We start from the raw sequence: 16,713 nt of genomic DNA, 5'->3' as shown, positions 1-16,713 counted from the left end.
CCGAGTCTGCCGCACGCCCCACCGCCCCGGGCGCCGGGGTCAAGGGCCCCGTCGGGCGGACCGGCCCTACCGGTCCCCGGGCCGCAGACAGGGCGCCTCCCCGGCCGCGTCGACGGGCCGGACACCGGGCGCCGGTCCGCCGGCCGCGCTCCCGCCCCCGTCGCCTGCCACCGGTCCGTCGGCCGCACTTCCACCTCGGGGCTCCTCCACCCGCGCCGCCAGCTCCCCGGCCCAGTCGATCAGCCCGTCGACCCCGATCCCATGGGGCCGGGTGGCACCGAACGCCGTGAGCGCCGCCGCACCCCGCCGCAACAGCCGGGCCCCGCCCGTCGCATTGCCCCGGGACGCATGCGTCAGCCCGACGGCCAGCTGCGCGAGCCCGCGCCACAACTCCCGTTCCGCCACCGGCCCCGATTTCCACGCGTCCTCGAACACCTCGTGCGCGTGGAACGGCATCCCGGCGTCCAGCAGTCGTTGCGCCTCCCGCAAGGTCTCCTCGGGGGTACGGACCACCCCCTCCGGCTGCCGCTCCACGCCCGGTGTCCCGTACGGCAGCGGGCGTCCCAGCCCGTCACGGGGACGAGCGTTGCGCGCCCGGCCCTCCGCGTCGCGATCCCTGCGAGTCTCGTCCACCCCTCGATTGTGCCCCGCACCTGCGGCGAACTGCCCGAACCACTGTCCGTGGACCCCCGCGCACGACTAGTGTCGACAGGCATCTGCACCACTTTGGGGAGGGTAGGGATGAAGCAGTCCCGGCCGCTGTACGAGCGCGAACCGGAACTCGCCGCTGCCGCACAAGCCGTGGCCGCCCTGTGCGACGCCCAGGCAGTCGGCGGACTGCTGATCTTCAGCGGCGAGGCGGGCATCGGCAAAACGGCGCTGCTCGCCGAGATCCGGTCGATGGCCGCCGACCGCTGTACGGTCTGGTCCGCACGCGGCGGCGAAACGGTCACATCCGTGCCGTTCCACGTCGTACGCCAACTGCTCCAGCCCGCCCTCGACCAGTTCCCGCCCGACGAGGTGCGGACCCTGTTCGGGCCCTGGTTCGAGATCGCTGCGCCCGCGCTCGGACTCGCCGAACCGAGCGGTCCCCAGCCGGATCCGCAAGGTGTACGGGACGGCCTCGACTTCGTCGTCTCCCGGCTCGCGTCCCGGCTGAGCCACCGCCCGCTGCTGCTCGTCATCGACGACGCGCACTGGGCGGACGGCGAATCCCTCGCCTGGCTCGCCTCGTTCACCACCCGCCTCGGCGAACTGCCCGTCCTGGTCGTCCAGGCCCACCGGCCGGAAGAACTGGCGGCGCGGCAGAAGGAGAGCGGATCGGGCGGAGGCAACCCCTCCCAGGTCCGGGTGGCCCTGCGCGCCCTCACCCCGGACGCCACCGCGGAACTGGTCCGCGCGGCCCTCGGCGAACACGCCGACGACCCGTTCTGCCGCGAGGTGTGGGCCGTCACCGGAGGCAACCCCTACGAGGCGGTCGAACTCGTCGCCAAGGTCCAGGACCGCGAACTGGTGCCGCTGGAGGAGTCGGCCGGACTGCTGCGCGAACTCGGCGCATCCGCCCGCGGCAGCGGCCTCGTCGCCCGGCTCGAACGGCTCGGCACCCATGCCACCCGGTTCGCCTGGGCCGCCGCCGTCCTCGGCACGGACATCTCGCAGGATCTCGCCGCCACCCTCGCCGGAATGAGCCCCGCCGAGGCCGCCGACTGCACGGCACGGCTGCGCGAAGCCCGTATCGTCACCGGCTTCGACCCGCTGGAGTTCGTCCACCCGCTGATCGCCACCGCGGCATACCGCTCCATCCCGCCGGCCACCCGCACCGCCTTCCACGGCCGGGCGGCGTGGGCGATCACCCGCGCGGGACTCGGCCCTGCGGCGGCCTCCCGCCACCTCCTCGAAGTGCACCCGGACAACGATCAGGAACTGGTCGGGCAACTCCGCGAAGCAGCCGGACAACACCTCGCGGTCGGCGCCTCGGAGGCCGCCCGCCGCTGCCTCGAACGCGCCCTGGAAGAACCACCGAGCCAGCGCGTCAAGGCCACCCTGCTGTACGAACTGGGCTGCGCCACCCTCCTCAGCTCGCCCGCCACCACCGTCCAGCATCTGCGCGCCGCCCTCGGCATGCCCGGACTCTCCGACGACCAGCGCGTCGACGCCACCTACCGGCTCGCCGCCGCGCATTCGCACAACAACCAGCTGAAGGAAGCGGCGCGCGCCCTTGCCGCAGAGGCCGCGCGCACCGCCCCGGGCCCCGGCCTGATGCGGCTCCAGGCCGCCCACTTCCTCTGGGAGGGCATGCAGGCGTCCGAGGACGACGGACCCGCCCGTTCCGACCGGCTCGCCCGGAACGCCGACCATCTGTCCGGCCGCGACAACGCCGAGCGCGCCCTGCTCACCATCCGCGCCTTCGACGCCATGATGCGCGGCGAGAACGCCCAGCTCGTCGTCAACCTCTGCGAACGCGCCCTGGTCGACGGCCATCCCGCACGCGGGCTCGGCTGGACCGATACGGAGTGGGGCTTCGAACTCCCGACGCTCGTCGGCATCACCTACGCCTTCACCGACCAGATCGACCGGGCCGAGGAACTGTTCGGCGAGGCCGTCCGCGCCTTCGAGATCTCCGGCTGGAGCGGTGCGCACCTGGCGTTCGCGCACACCCTGCTCGGGCTGGTCCACCGTCGTCGCGGCCGGCTCGCCGAGGCGGAGGGCTTCCTCCGCGAAGGACTGCGCCTCGCCGACCGTGTCGGCAGCGGACTGCCCGTCCACTGGGACGCGGCCTGCCTGCTCATCGACACCCTGATCGCCCGCGGCCGGGTCACCGAGGCCCGCCAGATCGCCGACCGCTACGACTTCGGCTCGCCCTACCCCAGCGCGATGGTGCTGCCCGACGCCCCGTGCGTACGCGGCCGGCTGCTGCTGGCCGAAGGCCGTACGAAGGAAGCGGTCACCGAACTCGAAGCGGCCGGTCAGGCCCTCGAACCCCGCGGCAGGTTCAACGGCGTATGGGCTCCCTGGGCGGGCGACCTCGCCCGCGCCCTGGCCGACGAGGACCCGGACCGCGCCGCCCAACTCGCCTCCACGGCCCGGGCACATGCCGAACGCTTCGGTACGGACACCGCAATCGGCGAGGCTCTGCGCTGTGTCGCCCTGTTCGCCCGCCCCGAGGACGCCACGCATCTGCTCGCCGAGTCGGTCCGCCATCTGGAGGCGTCCCCGTCCGCGTACGAACACGCCCTGGCCCTCGTCGACTACGGCATCGCGATCCGCTCAACGCGCGAACTCGCCAGGGCCCACAAACTGGCCACGGCATGCGGCGCCGAATCCCTGGCAAACCGCGCCCACCAGGCACGGGCGTCGATCCGGTCCGCGGAGTGAGGTAATGTTTGTCCTGCGCGGCCACCCGGGAACACCGGGAGGAATCGCATCGGGACGTGGCGCAGCTTGGTAGCGCACTTGACTGGGGGTCAAGGGGTCGCAGGTTCAAATCCTGTCGTCCCGACTTGTGAAAGTCGGAGGTCAGGGGCCGTTTCAGAGCAATCTGAAACGGCCCCTTGATCGTTTTTGGGGACCAGTCGGGGACCAACTCCCTTGGCCGTTTCAGGGGGCGACCACGGTCGGGTTCGGCGAAGAGTGAGGCTCCGGCGGCGGTGATCTTGTGTACGTCGGGGTGCAGATACAACGTAGTCGTCGCGACGGGAGTACAGGGCACAGACCTGGCAGTCGCCGGTCAGGGGAGCGCAGGGGCGATACGAGTACCGGTGACGCGGAGAAGGTCGAGCTTTCCCGCGTCGCTGCTTTTGGCCGCTGCCGTGTAGGTGACCAGGCGCAGGTCGGCGCCCGGGACGATGAGGACGTCGCAGTCGAGCAGGATGTCGCCGACCTCGGGATGCCGGATCGTCTTTCGGTCGGTCGTGTGCTGGGTGGCTGCCGTCTGCGTGGACCAGTGCTGGGCGAAGGCGTTGGACTCTGTCCGCAGGTCCTGTACGAGGCGATGGAGGTGGACGTCCGCGGGATAGCGGATAGCGGCGTCCTTGAGGTCGGCGACGATCGATGTCTCGAAGGCGTCCTGTCCGCGCTCGGACTGCATGGGATGCATCGTCGCGTGGGCTGCGCCGTTGCCGAACAGTGCGCGGGCGAGGTTCCGTTCGGCGGTCGGGAGCAGGGCGGGGTCGCCGTGCAGGGCGCACCAGGTGGTGTTCCACCACACGAGGGTCCAGTCGGCGGTGAACACCCCGATCGGGACGTCGCCCAGGCGCGCGGCGAGCCGTTGGATGCTCGCGGGTACATGGGTGCTGACCGTGCCGTCCTGCGGCGGCAGGAGTCCGGCGCTTCGGTACAGCTGGTCACGCTCGGCCCGGGTGAGCTGAAGCGTCCGGGCAAGGGCGCCGACGACCTGTTCCGAGGGGTTCTTCGCGCGTGACTGCTCCAGGCGCAGGACATAGTCGACCGAGATCCCGGACAACTGCGCGAGCTCCTCGCGGCGCAGCCCCGGGGCGCGACGGCCGGCCGCCGCCGTGAGCCCGGCGTCGGCCGGAGAGAGGCGGTCGCGCCAGGCGCGCAGAAGTGCGCCGAAGGGAGAGCGGGAGGAAACCATGGGCCCATTGTCGCCGACCGGCGCCCGGTGAGCCTGGGTACTGCCAGTCCTGGTGACGGGGACGGCACTGGTTGTCGTCGGCGCAGGCGGCGAATCTGGTACCGCGTCCAGCCGGGCGCCCATCGGTTGACCAGTCAAGGAGCCTCCCATGCAGCACACTGTCGTCATGACCGGTGCGAGCCGCGGTATCGGCCGCATCGCCGCGGATCACATCCTGCGCCGGTCGCCGGACGTGCACCTCGTCGTCGTCGCCCGTGGTTCCTCCGGCGCACAGCTGGCCGCGGAGCTGGGTGCGAACGGCCACGCGGTCACGCCTGTCGCGGCGGATCTCGGTTCGCTGGACAGCGTCCGGTCGGCCGCCACCGAGATCAGCGACCGGCTCGACCGCGGTGAACTGCCGCCACTGCGCGGCTTCGTGGGCAACGCGGGCATGCAGTACACGAACGCGCTGACCGAGGGACCCGACGGGTTCGAGTCCACCTTCGCGATCAACGTGCTCGCCAACCATGCGCTCGTTCGACTGCTCGAAGACCACTTCGTCTCTCCCGCCCGGATCGTGATCACCGTCAGCGACACGCATTTCGGTGACTTCAAGCACAACATGGGCATGGTGCCAGGACCGGCCTGGCAGTCCCCGGACGTCCTTGCCCGCACCGGCGCCTTTCCCGAGCCGGACACCACGACCGCTGGGCGTACCGCGTACTCGACGAGCAAGCTGGCCGCGATCTACCTGGTTCACGAGTACGCGCGCAGGCTGCCGGCCGGGATCGATGCCGTGGCCTACAACCCGGGGTTCGTTCCCGGCACCGGCCTCACCCGCAACGCCGGCCCGGTCTCCCGGTTCGCGATGCGACGCATCATGCCGGTGATGACCCTTACGCCGTTCGCCACCAGCCGCACCGCCGCCGGGCGATACCTTGCCGACCTCGTCCTCGGCACGACGCAGGCACCGACCGGCTCCTACGTAGACCGCAGCCGCCCGGCCCCGTCCTCGCAGGAGTCCTACGACCCCCGGCGCGAACGCGAACTGTGGGACACCGCCGAACGGCTCACCGTCGTCCACGCCGCCTGACGCCATCGCTGTCCAGCGCCCCCGGCCGGGCAGCGGCAGCAGCACGGCCGAAGGAGAATCCGGCCGGGCGCCCGGGCAGTCACTGCGCAGCTGTGTCCGCCTCCGCTGCACCGGAGGCGGACACAGCTGCGCAGTGCGCTCTCGGGTTGTGGTCAGACTCCCGTTGAGTCCTTCTCGGGCGACGTGTCAACTACGGGCGCCGGTGAGGCCGCCGGAGCGGGGCCGCTTTCGCTGAGGCCGAATCGTGCGTGGAACTTCCGCAGCAGGGGTGGCGCGTACCAGGCCGTGCGACCGAGCAGGCGCATGGCGGCGGGTACGAGGATGCCGCGTACGGCGACGGCATCGATGAGGATGGCAAGCGCGCTGCCCAGGCCGAACATCTGCATGAAGCTGACATTGGCCGTCCCGAACGCGAAGAAGCTCACCGCGAGCAGAGCGGCTGCCGCGCTGACGATGCGTCCCGTGTGTCCGAGGCCGTTGACCACCGTGGACTCGGTGTCCTCGCCCAGATCGTGGAGTTCCTTGATCCGGCTGAGGACGAACACCTCGTAGTCCATCGAGAGGCCGAAGGCGATGCAGAACATCAGCACCGTCATTGACGTGTCCATCGGCTGTGGTGTGAAGCCGAGTTGGGAGGCGAGGTTGCCGTCTTGGAAGATCCACGTCATGACGCCGAGGGCCGCTCCGAGGCTGACCATGTTGAGGACCAGCGCACGCAGCGGCTGCACGATGCTTCCGGTGAACAGGAAGAGGAGGAGGAAGGTGGTGAGGGCGATCAGGGTCACGGCGGCCGGGAGCCGGTCGGCGATGGAGCCCTTGGAGTCCACCAGCTCGGCGTCGAGTCCGGCCACCAGGGGGTCCGACCCGGCGGGAGGTGAGACCGAGCGCACTTCCTCGACCAGGCTCCGGGCCTCGTCCGACTTCGGCGGCAGTGCGCTGACCACGTTGATCCGCTGGGCGTCGGGGCGGCCGAGGCCGGTGTTGCCGGGGCCCGCCTTCGTGGACTTTCCTTCGATGTAGGTTCCTGTGGAGGCCGCGACGCGGACGATGTTCTTCTGCTTTGACAGTTCGGTCGCGTACGAGTCCAACTCGGCTGTGCTCACGGACTCGTCGATGACGATGTGGATGGCTGCGGCGTCGTTGCCGTTGAAGTTCTCCCGCAGCGCGGTGGAGACCTGGCGGCTCTCGGCGTCCTCGGGCAGTACCCGTTCGTCCGCCGTACCGAAGCTGATGCCCAGCAGCGGGCTCGCAGCCAGCAGCAGCACGGCGAGCACCGGTATCGCGGTGAGCGCGGGACGTCGCATGACGGTGCCGGCCAGCCGCCCCCACAGGGGCACCCGACCGCCGGAGCGCCCGGACTTCGCCCACGGCATCCGCCCGCTGTTGACCCGGTGACCCAGGACAGCGAGCAGGGCGGGCATCACGAACAGGGCACTGGCTGCGGCGATGACGATGACGCCGACCCCGGCGTAGGCGAACGAGCGGAGGAAGAACTGCGGGAAGACCAGCAGCGCTGCGAGCGCGGCGGCCACTGTGGCGGCGGAGAACGCGACCGTACGGCCCGCGGTGTGCACGGTGTGCCGGACGGCGTCGTCCACGTCCGCCCCGGACGCGAGGTGCTCCCGGAACCGGCTGATCATCAGCAGGGCGTAGTCGATGCCCAGTCCGAGGCCCAGGGCCGTGGTCAGGTTGGTCGCGAAGACGGAGACATCGGTGATGCTGCCGATGAGGGCGAGTTCAGCGAACGTACCCAGGATCGCGATGACGCCGAGGACCAGCGGCAGCAGGGCCGCGACCACGCTGCCGAAGACGATCAGGAGCAGTACGAGCGTCAGGGGCACTGCGATCATCTCGGCCAGGACGAGGTCGTCGACCACCTGTGCCGACAGCTCGTTCTGTACGGCGGTGGCCCCTCCGGCCCGGATGGTGAGCCCGTCCCCGTACGCTCCGGTGTAGGCATCGAGGATGTCCTGGACGTTCTCCGCCTGCTCGGTTTTGTCACCCGTCACATGGGTGAGCACCATGGTCTCGCGGCCGTCCTTGGAGCGGAGGTCGGGGCTGCCCGTGTCCCAGTACGAGATCACGTTCTGGAGCGTCTGTTCCTTCTTGAGGTCGGCCACCAGGGCCTGACCGTTCCGCTTGGCGGTGGGGGAGTCGATGCCGCCTTCGGGGGCGCGGACCAGCAGGACCAGGTTCGTCTCCCCACCGAATTTCTCCTCGATGACCTGCGCTGCCCGGGTGGACTCGGAGGACGGATCGTCGAAGCCGCCTCCCGCCAGCTTGCCGAACGCGCCGACGCCCACAGCGGCCATGAGCGCCACCGCCAGGGCTGCGACCACAAGTACGAGCCGGGACCGGCGAATTGCCAGTTCGGCTATGCGTTCAAACACGCACTTTCTCCTTCGTATTTTTACGGTCGAAACAACATGAAAAAGGTCAGAGGTGGCTTGATGAGGGTGGGAAGCCACGCGTCCTTGCCGCGCCAGAGAGGCTGAAGTGCCGGCGCGGGGTCGTGGCGAAGAGGTGCGATGTCGCACTCCTCGTCGCCGTGAACGACAGCAGTGAGGCGGAGCAATATTTGGCAGTGTCAGATTTTCCTCACAGGTCACGCTTTTTGAAGCCGTGACAGAACCACCGTCGTACGGTCGTCGCATGCCCCCAGTCGAAGCCGTACCGGCCGTGCCCTCCCTGCGCCAGCGGCGCCGGGCCGTCGCAGTGCAAGAGATCCTCGGCACCGCTGAGTGCCATATCGCCGAACACGGACCTCACGCCCTGTCCCTGCGAGCGGTCGCCCGGAGGAGCGCCGTTGCGCCACTACGAAGCGCCGGCCGAAGGTCCCACCACACAGGCGGTACGCCGGATGAGCGCGATCTTCCAGCGGGAGATGTTCGATGGGGTGACCCTGGCGCGGCTGGACGCCGCCGAGACGCCTGCGCTCTCGTCCGCGTTCCGGGAGTATCCGACGTACCTGCCACCGGACGGTCTCGGGGCTCTGCCGCCCTCCGGCGCCGCTCTCCTGCTGAGCGGGGGGCACATGCACGGCCTCGTCATGCTGGAGGTGTTCGGGCACACCACGTTCCCCGGTGACCACCGGGCCGAGATCTTCCGCACGGCGATGGAGAACATGGTGGAGGACGTGCGCAGCCGAATTCCGGCGTCCGGTCCGGCCGCGGCCGGACCGGACCCGCGTAAGTGTGAACGGCCCGGTCCGCAGTAGGTGCCGGTCAGGACCGGTGCGCCCAGGGGATGCCCTTGAGGAGCCGCTCGAGGCCGACTTCGCCCTCACGCGTCTGCCCGCCGTGGTCCATCACCACCCGGAGCCGGTCGACGACCTCGGGCGGGGAGGGGTAGACCTTCGCGTGGGCGGCTGCCTCCTCTGCGAGGTTCGGGACGGGGCCACTGGCCTCGGCGGCGTTCTGCGCCTCTTTCGCCGCGGCGGCCACGCCCGGGGGCAGCCCCGCTATGCGCCGTGCGAGGGAGTCGACGAACGCGTCGAGGTGCTCGTCCGGGACCGCCCGGTTGATCCATCCGTAGCGCTCGGCGAGCGAGGTGTCGAACAGTTCCGCGCCCAGCACGATTTCGAGGGCGCGGGCACGGCCGACCAGCCGGTTGAGGTACTGGGTGCCCCCGCCGCCGGGGAAGATGCCCATCAGCGTCTCCGGCTGCGAAAGCCAGGTCCGGTCCGCCGCCGCGAACCGCATGTCCGCGGCCATGGCCAGCTCGACGCCGCCGGCGCGCGCGTATCCGCGGAGCTTCGCGATCGTCACCTGCGGCAGGGTGCGCAGTCGTTCGTTGAGCTGCTGCAAGGGGTTGAGGGACGTGTCGGCCTCGGGATCGGCCAGGGCCATGAGGGTGCTGGGGTCGAAGGACCACTCGAAGTCCGCGTGGGCGGAGAAGAATTCGGGGTCGGCGGACTGGAGGACGATCACGGCGATGCCGTCGTCGGAAGCCACCTCGGTTGCGAACGCCTTGAGGTCGCCGGCCAGCGTGGCGTCGACGGTGTTCACCGGCGGGTTGCCGATCGTCACCCAGGCCACCCGGTCCTCTGCGCGGACCACGAGGGACTTGTAGCCGCTGTAGCTCATCACTGCTCTCCCTTCGGCCCGACGACCTGGAGGCGTCCGGCCTCATTGTTTAGTCAGCGTTACAGAATGAACGTATCACATTGTTTAACGTGCGCTATAGTTTTGTTGTGGCTGGTAGACGAAGGACATTCGACCGGGACGCGGTGCTCCGGATGGCGATGCGCGCGTTCTGGGAGCGCGGGTACGACGGGGTGAGCGTCGCGCAGTTGTGCGCCGAGGCCGGGATCGCGGCACCGAGTCTCTACGCCGCCTTCGGCGACAAGCACGCCCTGTTCGAGGAGGCGAGCGCGCTGTACACCGAGCACCTGGACGAGAGTCTGGAGCGCGATCTGTCGGCGCCAACTGCACGCGAGGCGATCGAGCGCCTGCTGAGGTCCTCGGCCGAGCACTTCACCGCGCCCGGGTCGCCTCCGGGGTGCCTGGTCATGGGCGAGCCGCGACTCGCCGAGCGGCGCGACAGGACGCGCTCGGCGATCCGCGCGCGCGTGCGCCGGGCTGCCGCCGACGGAGAGTTCTCCTCGACCGCCGAGGCCGACGAAGTTGCGGCGTTCGTCGACACCGTGCTGACCGGTATGGCCGCCCAGGCCCGGGACGGCGTCGAGCGCGCGCAGTTGCTGAGCGCGGCGCGGTACGTGGACCGGGCCTGGCCGCTCCGGGAGGGTGCGGCCCCGTCCCCCGGCCCGGGTTGACCGGCCCGAGGGCATCACCCAACGCCGACAACCCCACAGCCCGACAGGTGGAAGCACGAGTTGCGGGGACCTGTCCCACGAGCATCGTCCTCGGTAGCCGGCATCGGCCAGTGGCGGCGCCTTCCGGGATGTCGAGATCCTTCGCGATCTCACGCACCGTCAGGTCGGTGAAAGTGCCGGCCCCCGTCCAGCAGGTGCTGCTGTCCCCAGGGCGAGCGCTCAGGACCGGACTCGTGACGGCGTCGGAGTGCGGTCGGTGTGAAGGCCGGACTCCAGGCCGTTGAACAGCGCACAGCGGCGACGGTCACCATGAAGGCGATGCTTGTCCACGCCCCAGATCCCTTGCGGAACGAGACCGCGGGCAAAACGCAGATCGCCCTGGCCCGGCATCTGGCGGGCCTGCGTCCTCGGCAACTGGAGGGCCCCGAGGACGCGCTGCGTCATGCTCTGCGCACGCTGGCCAAGCGGTGGCAGTAGGCCGATGCCTTCGCGCGCATGGTGGCCGGCCTCGCGGAGCAGGAACGGTTGCTCCGGGGTGCCGTCCGAGAGCGATCCCGATCGACGGACCGCCATACACGACCCGCTGAGTGGGGCTCGGGCCGTCGTCCCTCCGATGGCGCCTCCATCCCTCTACGCTGGGACACACCCCCTTGAATAGCTCAAATACGTACGAAGAGGTGCGATGCCCCATGGGAGGCATGATGAGCCAGCGACCGGTCCTCCTGCCCTATGCCGACCCGGCCTTCGTGGCGGATCCCTTTCCGCTCTACCGACAACTGCGTGAGGACGGCCCGGTACGGCGCGCCGTCATCGCGGGAGGGCTGGAAGCCTGGGTGGTCACGCGGTACGAAGACGGTCTCATGGCGCTGTCCCACCCGCAGCTGAGCAGCGACGTCCGCGATGCGTCGGATCCCCGGCTCATCGAGCGGCTGCCCTCCGCCGACCGGGAGTCCGTGCTGCGCAACATGCTGCGTACCGACCCGCCCGACCACACCCGCCTGCGCCGCCTGGTCTCCAAGGCGTTCACCGCGCACAGGGTGGCGGAGCTGCGGCCCCGGGTCCAGGAGATCGCCGACCGACTGCTCGACGAGATCGTGCCGGCCGGCCGTGCCGACCTCGTCGAGAGCTTCGCGCTGCCGCTCCCGGTCACCGTGATCAGCGAACTGCTCGGGGTGCCCGTGACCGACCGGCACGACTTCCAGCGGTGGACCGACGACATGATCCTCCAGGGGGCCGAGCCACCGGACCGGGCCCGGGTGGACGGAGCGTGGCGGCACATGCACGCCTACCTGACCGGACTCCTGGAGACCAAGCGGGCCCACCCCGGTGACGACCTGCTCGGCGCGCTGATCGTCGCCCGGGACGAGGAGCAGCGGCTGGACGAGAACGAGCTGATCGCCATGGCCTTCCTGCTGCTCGTCGCCGGATACATCACCACGGTCAACCTGATCGGCAGCGGCATCGCCGCACTGCTCGCCCACCCCGACCAGCTGCGGATGCTGCGCGGCGATCCGGCGCTGCTGCCGGGCGCGATCGAGGAGTTCCTGCGCTACGACGGACCGGTCAACCCCGGCATCGCCCGGTTCGCGCGCGAGGACGTCACCATCGCCGGGGTGGACATCCCGCGCGGCGCCACCGTGCTGGTGGCCTCGGCCATCGCCGACCGCGACCCGGAACACTTTCCCGAGCCCGACCGCCTCGACATCACCCGGCAGGACAACGCCCACCTCGCCTTCGGGCACGGCATCCACTACTGCCTGGGTGCGCCGCTGGCCCGGCTGGAGGGCCAGATCGCCATCGGCACCGCCCTGCGCCGGCTGCCCCGTCTCACCCTGGCCGTGCCGCCCGAGGAACTGCGGTGGCGGCCAGGCGGGCTGCGCGGCCCCGAACACCTGCCGGTCACCTTCACCGCAGGCGCCCAGGACCGTTAGCGCACACCGTCGGCGCCGACGGCGTCGTGCGCCGGCGCCGCCCCGCTCACCGCGATCGGGCGAGCCGGAATCCGAGGTCGTCGATGCGGAAGGTCGGGTGACTCTTGCGGCGGCACGAGGCCCGGCAGCCTCGGGGGCGGTCGTAGCCGCCGCCACCACGGAACACGCGGTACGGGCCGTAGACCGCGGGATCGTAGACGTCCCAGCACCACTCCCACACGTTGCCGATCATGTCGTAGAGACCCCACGCGTTCGGCGCCCTGGTCGCGACGTCATGCACCGCGCCGCCGGAGTTCCCGCGGTGCCAGGCGATCTCGTCCAGCTCTCCGTAGCGATCGCCGGAGGTCCCGGCCCGGCACGCGTACTCCCACTCCGCCTCGGACGGGAGGCGGTAGCCGTCGGCCGCCCAGTCGCAGACCACGTCCTGCGCGTCGGCGTCGTCACCGACCGAGTAGCAGGGTTCGAGTCCCGTCGCCTGCGAGAGCAGATTGCAGAATTGAACGGCGTCCTTCCAGGAGACCTCCGTCACCGGCGTCCGCGGCCCCGCCGAGTCCACGGGCGCCTCGCCCCGTACAGCGCGATACAGCTCACGGGTCACGGGATACGGCGCCAGCCGGAAGGTCCCGACCTCGACCTTCCAGTTCGTCCTCGTGCCCTCGTCCCGCAGGACGATCTCCCCGGCAGGGATGTCCCTCATGCCCTCGGTACTCGGTTCTCGGAGTAAGGAATCAGGGTTCATCGCAGCTCCTCATGTGCTCCAGCGCATCAGGCCGACTCTGCTGACCCGTCAGTAGCACCGGAGGTCGGTCGGTCCATGCCGCTGGACTTTCGGACAGGTGACGATTATGCCCATGGGCGTACCCGGGTCCGGCCATGCTGACCAACGGCAGAATCAGCAGCGACCGCACCGCCGCCGCGGCGATCGACTCATGGGTCGGGTCGACCTTGCCACCGGGAAGCTCCCAGGTCCCGCCGCGGTGCCTGCCCAGCAGTACGCGTCCCTGAGGGTCCTGCACGATGACGCCCACGCCGAGCGCCGCCTGCGCCGACGGCGGACGGGCGTTGCGGGAGAGGGTGTCCGTGGGGGTGGTGTCCATGGTGCTCCTTGCGGGTGGGCGTGGGGTGCTGTGGGCGCGGGGCCTCGGCAGTCCGGTGTACGCGGGGAAGGCCTACGTACGGTCGGTTCTTCGCTGCGGCCGGTCGGCTGCCGCCATCGCCATGGCACCCACCCACGGTCGACGTCACGGCTGCCTCGCCTTCCACCTCGGCCGTCAGGCGGTCAGCCGCAGCGAGGTCGCGGAGATGCCGAGCCGTACGGTCTGGCCCCATGTCAGGTCCAGTGCGTCCGCCTCCATTCCATCGCCGAAGGCCACCAACCGGTCGGACTCGACGACGAGTCTCAGCCCTTGTCCGTGCCGCAGTTCGCCCGCGACCAGCGAGGTGCCGGTCGCGGGCGACGGCCAGGCCTCGCGGACGAACCAGAGCAGTCGCGGGTCGGTGGGGGCCGGGAGTCGCACATTGCTGTGGCGTTCCTGCCACAGTGAGCGGAGCCAGCCCGTGGCGCCGGTGCCCGTGCCGACCAGGACGCCCGACGAGGCCTGCGGTTCGGCGGGGGCATCATCGGGTGCGTCGGGGCCGAGCCGGTAGCGAGCGGTCTGGTGGCCGGGCGGGCCGAGGTAGATCTCGTTGAGGGCGAGGAGGCGCTGGGTGTCGTCGGCGACGGCCTCGACCATGGTGAGTTCGTCCGCCGCGCCGCCGGGGGACGCGGCCGCCCGGAGCAGGGCGGCCGCGTCGGACGGCCGGTGGCGTACGAGCACGCCCGGATTGCGTCCGGGGTCGGTATCGATGCCGACGACGGGCTGGCCGGACAGATACTTGGCGGCGTTGGCGACCAGCCCGTCCTGTCCGACGACGACCACCACATCCTCGGGCGCGAACAGGAATCGGTCGAGATCGGCGCGCTCCACCCGAGACTGCCGCCACTGGAGCGGTACGGCTGCCGCGACATCGGCGAGCGCCTGCCGGGTGTGTTGGTGCCGCCGGGCCACCTCGTCGATGGACCGGCCGCGGCTGGAGAGGAAGAACGCGGCCTGGCCGTGGGTGCCGTGCCGGGCCAGCAACTCCTCGTACTCCGTGGTGCGGTGGACCAGGACCGCGCGCGGGGCGAGGCTCATGCCCGGGGCTCCGGGGCGGCCTGGCCGAGCTTGCTGAGCAGGCCCGTGAGGACGTCGGGGGAGACGGTGAGGCTGTCGATGCGCGGCAGGTTCTCGGCCAGTGCGGTCGCTGCCAGGGCGTGCAGGGTCGCGGCGTCCACATCGCCGTGCACCCGCAGCCAGGCCGCCTGGGACTCCGCGCGTGCGGCGCCGACCTCGCGTGCCGCTTCGGCCTCGGCCCGGGCCAGCCGTACCTTGCGGGCCGCCTCGGCCTCGGCGCGCACCCCGTCGGCCGCCGCGTTCTCCTCGGCCTCGCGGCGGGTATTGGTGCCGCGCTGCTCGACCAACTGCTCCTCGCGGCGCGCCAGTTCGATCTGGCTGGCCAACTCGTTCTCGGCGATGGCCCGTTCCCGCTCCACGGCCACGGCACGGCGCTCGTAGGTGGCCCGGTCGGCCTCCTGCTGGATCTGCTCACGGGCGGGGGTGCGCAGGGCCCGCTCCACCTCGGCCTCGGGGCGGATGGCGACGACCCGCACCGCGACCACGTCGATGCCGGTGGCGGGCAGCCGGGGTTCGGCGGCGAGCCCCGTCGCGACCCGGTCACGTACCGATGCGACACCGTCGACCAGTGCCTCGGCCAGCGCCGTCCGGGCCAGCACGTCCAGCGTGTGCTGCTGGGCGGTCTCGGTGAGCAGCGTGGCGATCTGCTCCAGCGGCGCGCCGCGCCAGACCCCGGTGTCCGGGTCCACGGAGAAGTCGATGCGGGCGGCGGCCTCGGCCGGGTCGCTGATCCGGTACGTCACGGTGGCCTGCACGGTGACGTCCTGGAAGTCGGACGTACGGGCGTGGAAGGCCATCGCCAACTCACGGTCGTTGACCGGTACTTCGGAGAGCGCGGCAGTCAGTGACCGGTACCAGAAGCTCAGTCCCGGTCCGTCGTGGGCGAGTCGGCCGCGCTTGTGGTGGCGGATGTGGGCGGTGGGTGCGGAGCGCAGATGGCGCCAGCCGAAGCGCCTGGTGATGTCGGCCATGCCGGGATCCCCCTTGTTCTCGTCATGGGGACGATAAGGGGAGTCGGTCAATATCGTCAAGGGGACGAGAATGATCGCTTGTGCGTCTCCCGTCTTCGGCGCCCCGTCGCCGCATCGCGCGTCATGGCTGACCTCGGCTGCCGCCGCCCACTTCGGGGCCGGTCCCAGCGGCCCCGCCTCGCTGCCGTACAGGCGGGCGTGCTGCGGGGCGGGCGTGGAGGCGCTGTCGATGTCGGCGAAGTCGATGGGATTGCCGATGCCCGTGGTCCGCCTCTGTCGCAGTGGTCAGGGGTGGGCCGATTCATTGCGACGGCAACGAAACGCGGACGGCCGGTGGCTCTCGAAGGAGTCACCGGCCGCCCGGGTGGTACGCCGCCCCCGTCCCCACGGTGCGGCGCGAGCGGGTCGTCGTCATCCGCTCGGACGGCGACCCACGTTTCTCGGGACTACGACGCGGGCGCGTCCAGTCCAAGTGCGGGAAGGACGGCGCTCTCCACGAAGCGGGTGAGATATGCCTCATCCGCGTACTTCCCCTCCAGCAGCGGCCTGGCGCGCATCACGCCCAGCAGCTGTGCGGAGACGAACTCCGCCGCAGGGGTGTCCGCCGGAATCTCGCCGCGTGCCGCGCCGCGCCGGATCATCGCTTCGATCGCCGCGATCTCCGGCACGATCAGTGCCTCGCGCAGCGCGCACAGCAGCTCGGGGCTCTGTAGCGCGGCATGGCTGAGCGCGTGCATCAGCGGGGTGTCGCGGCGCGCGGCCGTACCGATGGCCTGGGCCGCCTCGCGCAGATCCCCCGCCAGCGTGCCGGTGTCGATGCCCGGCAGCAGTACTCGCCGGGTGCCGTGCAGCGCAGCCACGACCAGTTCGGGCTTCGAGCCCCACTGCCGGTAGAGCGTGGACTTGCCGCAGCGCGTCCGCGAGGCGACCCCCTCCATGGTGAGGGCCTCGTAACCGCACTCTCTCAGGATGTCGAGCACGGCCGCGTAGAGCTCCTGCGCCCGCTCAGGCGTGATCTTCGAGCGGCGGGGCATGTGTGCCTGTTCCTGCGCGGCTTTCTGCGGCGACATGTGCTTTCCCTCTCAGCGACTCTGCGATGAGGTCCATCGATACGCCAGTGTACCGAAACGAGCGTGTACCGATACGTTCGCGTATCGG

The 16,713-nt window shown here is 70.7% G+C and carries 13 protein-coding genes, 1 tRNA gene and 2 pseudogenes; 7 read left to right on the top strand and 9 right to left on the bottom strand.

Annotated elements, in window-relative coordinates:
• Window positions 1–66 precede the first annotated feature (66 nt).
• Entirely contained in the window at window positions 67–633 is a 567-nt protein-coding gene (locus tag ACFVV1_RS34795) for a DUF309 domain-containing protein (RefSeq protein WP_389997830.1), read from the bottom strand.
• A gap of 108 nt (window positions 634–741) precedes the next feature.
• Between ACFVV1_RS34795 and ACFVV1_RS34790 the strand changes: the two genes are divergently transcribed.
• Together ACFVV1_RS34790 and ACFVV1_RS34785 are read left to right on the top strand one after the other, a co-directional pair.
• Window positions 742–3,375, top strand: coding sequence for an ATP-binding protein (locus tag ACFVV1_RS34790; RefSeq protein WP_389997827.1), 2,634 nt, complete (start codon window positions 742–744; stop codon window positions 3,373–3,375).
• Window positions 3,376–3,425: 50 nt separating this feature from the next.
• Window positions 3,426–3,499 (top strand) — tRNA-Pro (locus ACFVV1_RS34785).
• A gap of 228 nt (window positions 3,500–3,727) precedes the next feature.
• On the opposite strand, the gene ACFVV1_RS34780 is transcribed toward ACFVV1_RS34785, so the two are convergent.
• The gene (locus ACFVV1_RS34780; protein ID WP_389997824.1) at window positions 3,728–4,594 is read right to left on the bottom strand and encodes a helix-turn-helix transcriptional regulator; all 867 of its coding nucleotides are present in this window, start codon (window positions 4,592–4,594) and stop codon (window positions 3,728–3,730) included.
• 148 nt (window positions 4,595–4,742) lie between these two features.
• On the opposite strand from ACFVV1_RS34780, the gene ACFVV1_RS34775 reads away from it, so the two are divergent.
• On the top strand, window positions 4,743–5,666 hold the full coding sequence (locus ACFVV1_RS34775; RefSeq protein WP_389997821.1) for an SDR family NAD(P)-dependent oxidoreductase: 924 nt from the start codon (window positions 4,743–4,745) through the stop codon (window positions 5,664–5,666).
• A 152-nt stretch (window positions 5,667–5,818) separates the two neighbouring features.
• Here ACFVV1_RS34775 and ACFVV1_RS34770 read toward each other — a convergent pair whose 3' ends face one another.
• The gene (locus tag ACFVV1_RS34770; RefSeq protein ID WP_389997818.1) at window positions 5,819–8,056 is read right to left on the bottom strand and encodes an MMPL family transporter; all 2,238 of its coding nucleotides are present in this window, start codon (window positions 8,054–8,056) and stop codon (window positions 5,819–5,821) included.
• Between the two features lie 262 nt (window positions 8,057–8,318).
• On the opposite strand from ACFVV1_RS34770, the pseudogene ACFVV1_RS34765 reads away from it, so the two are divergent.
• Window positions 8,319–8,883: pseudogene (locus tag ACFVV1_RS34765) on the top strand (hypothetical protein).
• Window positions 8,884–8,890: 7 nt separating this feature from the next.
• Here ACFVV1_RS34765 and ACFVV1_RS34760 read toward each other — a convergent pair.
• Window positions 8,891–9,751, bottom strand: coding sequence for an enoyl-CoA hydratase/isomerase family protein (locus tag ACFVV1_RS34760; RefSeq protein WP_389997815.1), 861 nt, complete (start codon window positions 9,749–9,751; stop codon window positions 8,891–8,893).
• A gap of 107 nt (window positions 9,752–9,858) precedes the next feature.
• Here ACFVV1_RS34760 and ACFVV1_RS34755 point away from each other — a divergent pair, with 107 nt between their 5' ends.
• The 3 genes from ACFVV1_RS34755 to ACFVV1_RS34745 all read left to right on the top strand — a co-directional run bounded on the left by ACFVV1_RS34755 (window position 9,859) and on the right by ACFVV1_RS34745 (window position 12,371).
• Window positions 9,859–10,440 (top strand): TetR/AcrR family transcriptional regulator, encoded by a 582-nt coding sequence (locus tag ACFVV1_RS34755; RefSeq protein WP_389997812.1) that lies wholly within the window; start codon window positions 9,859–9,861, stop codon window positions 10,438–10,440.
• 318 nt (window positions 10,441–10,758) lie between these two features.
• Window positions 10,759–10,917: a hypothetical protein gene (locus ACFVV1_RS34750; RefSeq protein WP_389997809.1), complete on the top strand. Its 159-nt coding sequence runs from the start codon at window positions 10,759–10,761 to the stop codon at window positions 10,915–10,917.
• A gap of 224 nt (window positions 10,918–11,141) precedes the next feature.
• On the top strand, window positions 11,142–12,371 hold the full coding sequence (locus ACFVV1_RS34745; protein WP_389997806.1) for a cytochrome P450: 1,230 nt from the start codon (window positions 11,142–11,144) through the stop codon (window positions 12,369–12,371).
• A 46-nt stretch (window positions 12,372–12,417) separates the two neighbouring features.
• Here ACFVV1_RS34745 and ACFVV1_RS34740 read toward each other — a convergent pair whose 3' ends face one another.
• From ACFVV1_RS34740 to ACFVV1_RS34720, 5 genes and pseudogenes are all read right to left on the bottom strand, one after another.
• Window positions 12,418–13,068, bottom strand: a complete 651-nt coding sequence (locus ACFVV1_RS34740) for a formylglycine-generating enzyme family protein (protein WP_389997803.1) — start codon at window positions 13,066–13,068, stop codon at window positions 12,418–12,420.
• A 199-nt stretch (window positions 13,069–13,267) separates the two neighbouring features.
• Window positions 13,268–13,468 (bottom strand): annotated as a pseudogene (locus tag ACFVV1_RS34735) (NUDIX domain-containing protein); the annotation flags it as partial.
• 174 nt (window positions 13,469–13,642) lie between these two features.
• Window positions 13,643–14,545, bottom strand: coding sequence for a hypothetical protein (locus ACFVV1_RS34730; RefSeq protein WP_389997800.1), 903 nt, complete (start codon window positions 14,543–14,545; stop codon window positions 13,643–13,645).
• Window positions 14,542–15,555 (bottom strand): SPFH domain-containing protein, encoded by a 1,014-nt coding sequence (locus tag ACFVV1_RS34725; protein WP_389997797.1) that lies wholly within the window; start codon window positions 15,553–15,555, stop codon window positions 14,542–14,544. The genes ACFVV1_RS34730 and ACFVV1_RS34725 overlap by 4 nt, the downstream gene beginning before the upstream one ends.
• A 446-nt stretch (window positions 15,556–16,001) precedes the next feature.
• A complete protein-coding gene (locus ACFVV1_RS34720) occupies window positions 16,002–16,625 on the bottom strand; it encodes a TetR/AcrR family transcriptional regulator (RefSeq protein WP_389997794.1) in 624 nt (207 codons plus the stop codon).
• Between the last annotated feature and the right edge of the window lie 88 nt (window positions 16,626–16,713).

The organism is Streptomyces sp. NPDC058092 (assembly GCF_042884935.1).
Classification (GTDB): Bacteria; Actinomycetota; Actinomycetes; order Streptomycetales; family Streptomycetaceae; genus Streptomyces.
The sequence above is the reverse complement of the archived record's forward strand: the minus strand, read 5'-3'. Positions and strand labels throughout refer to the sequence as shown.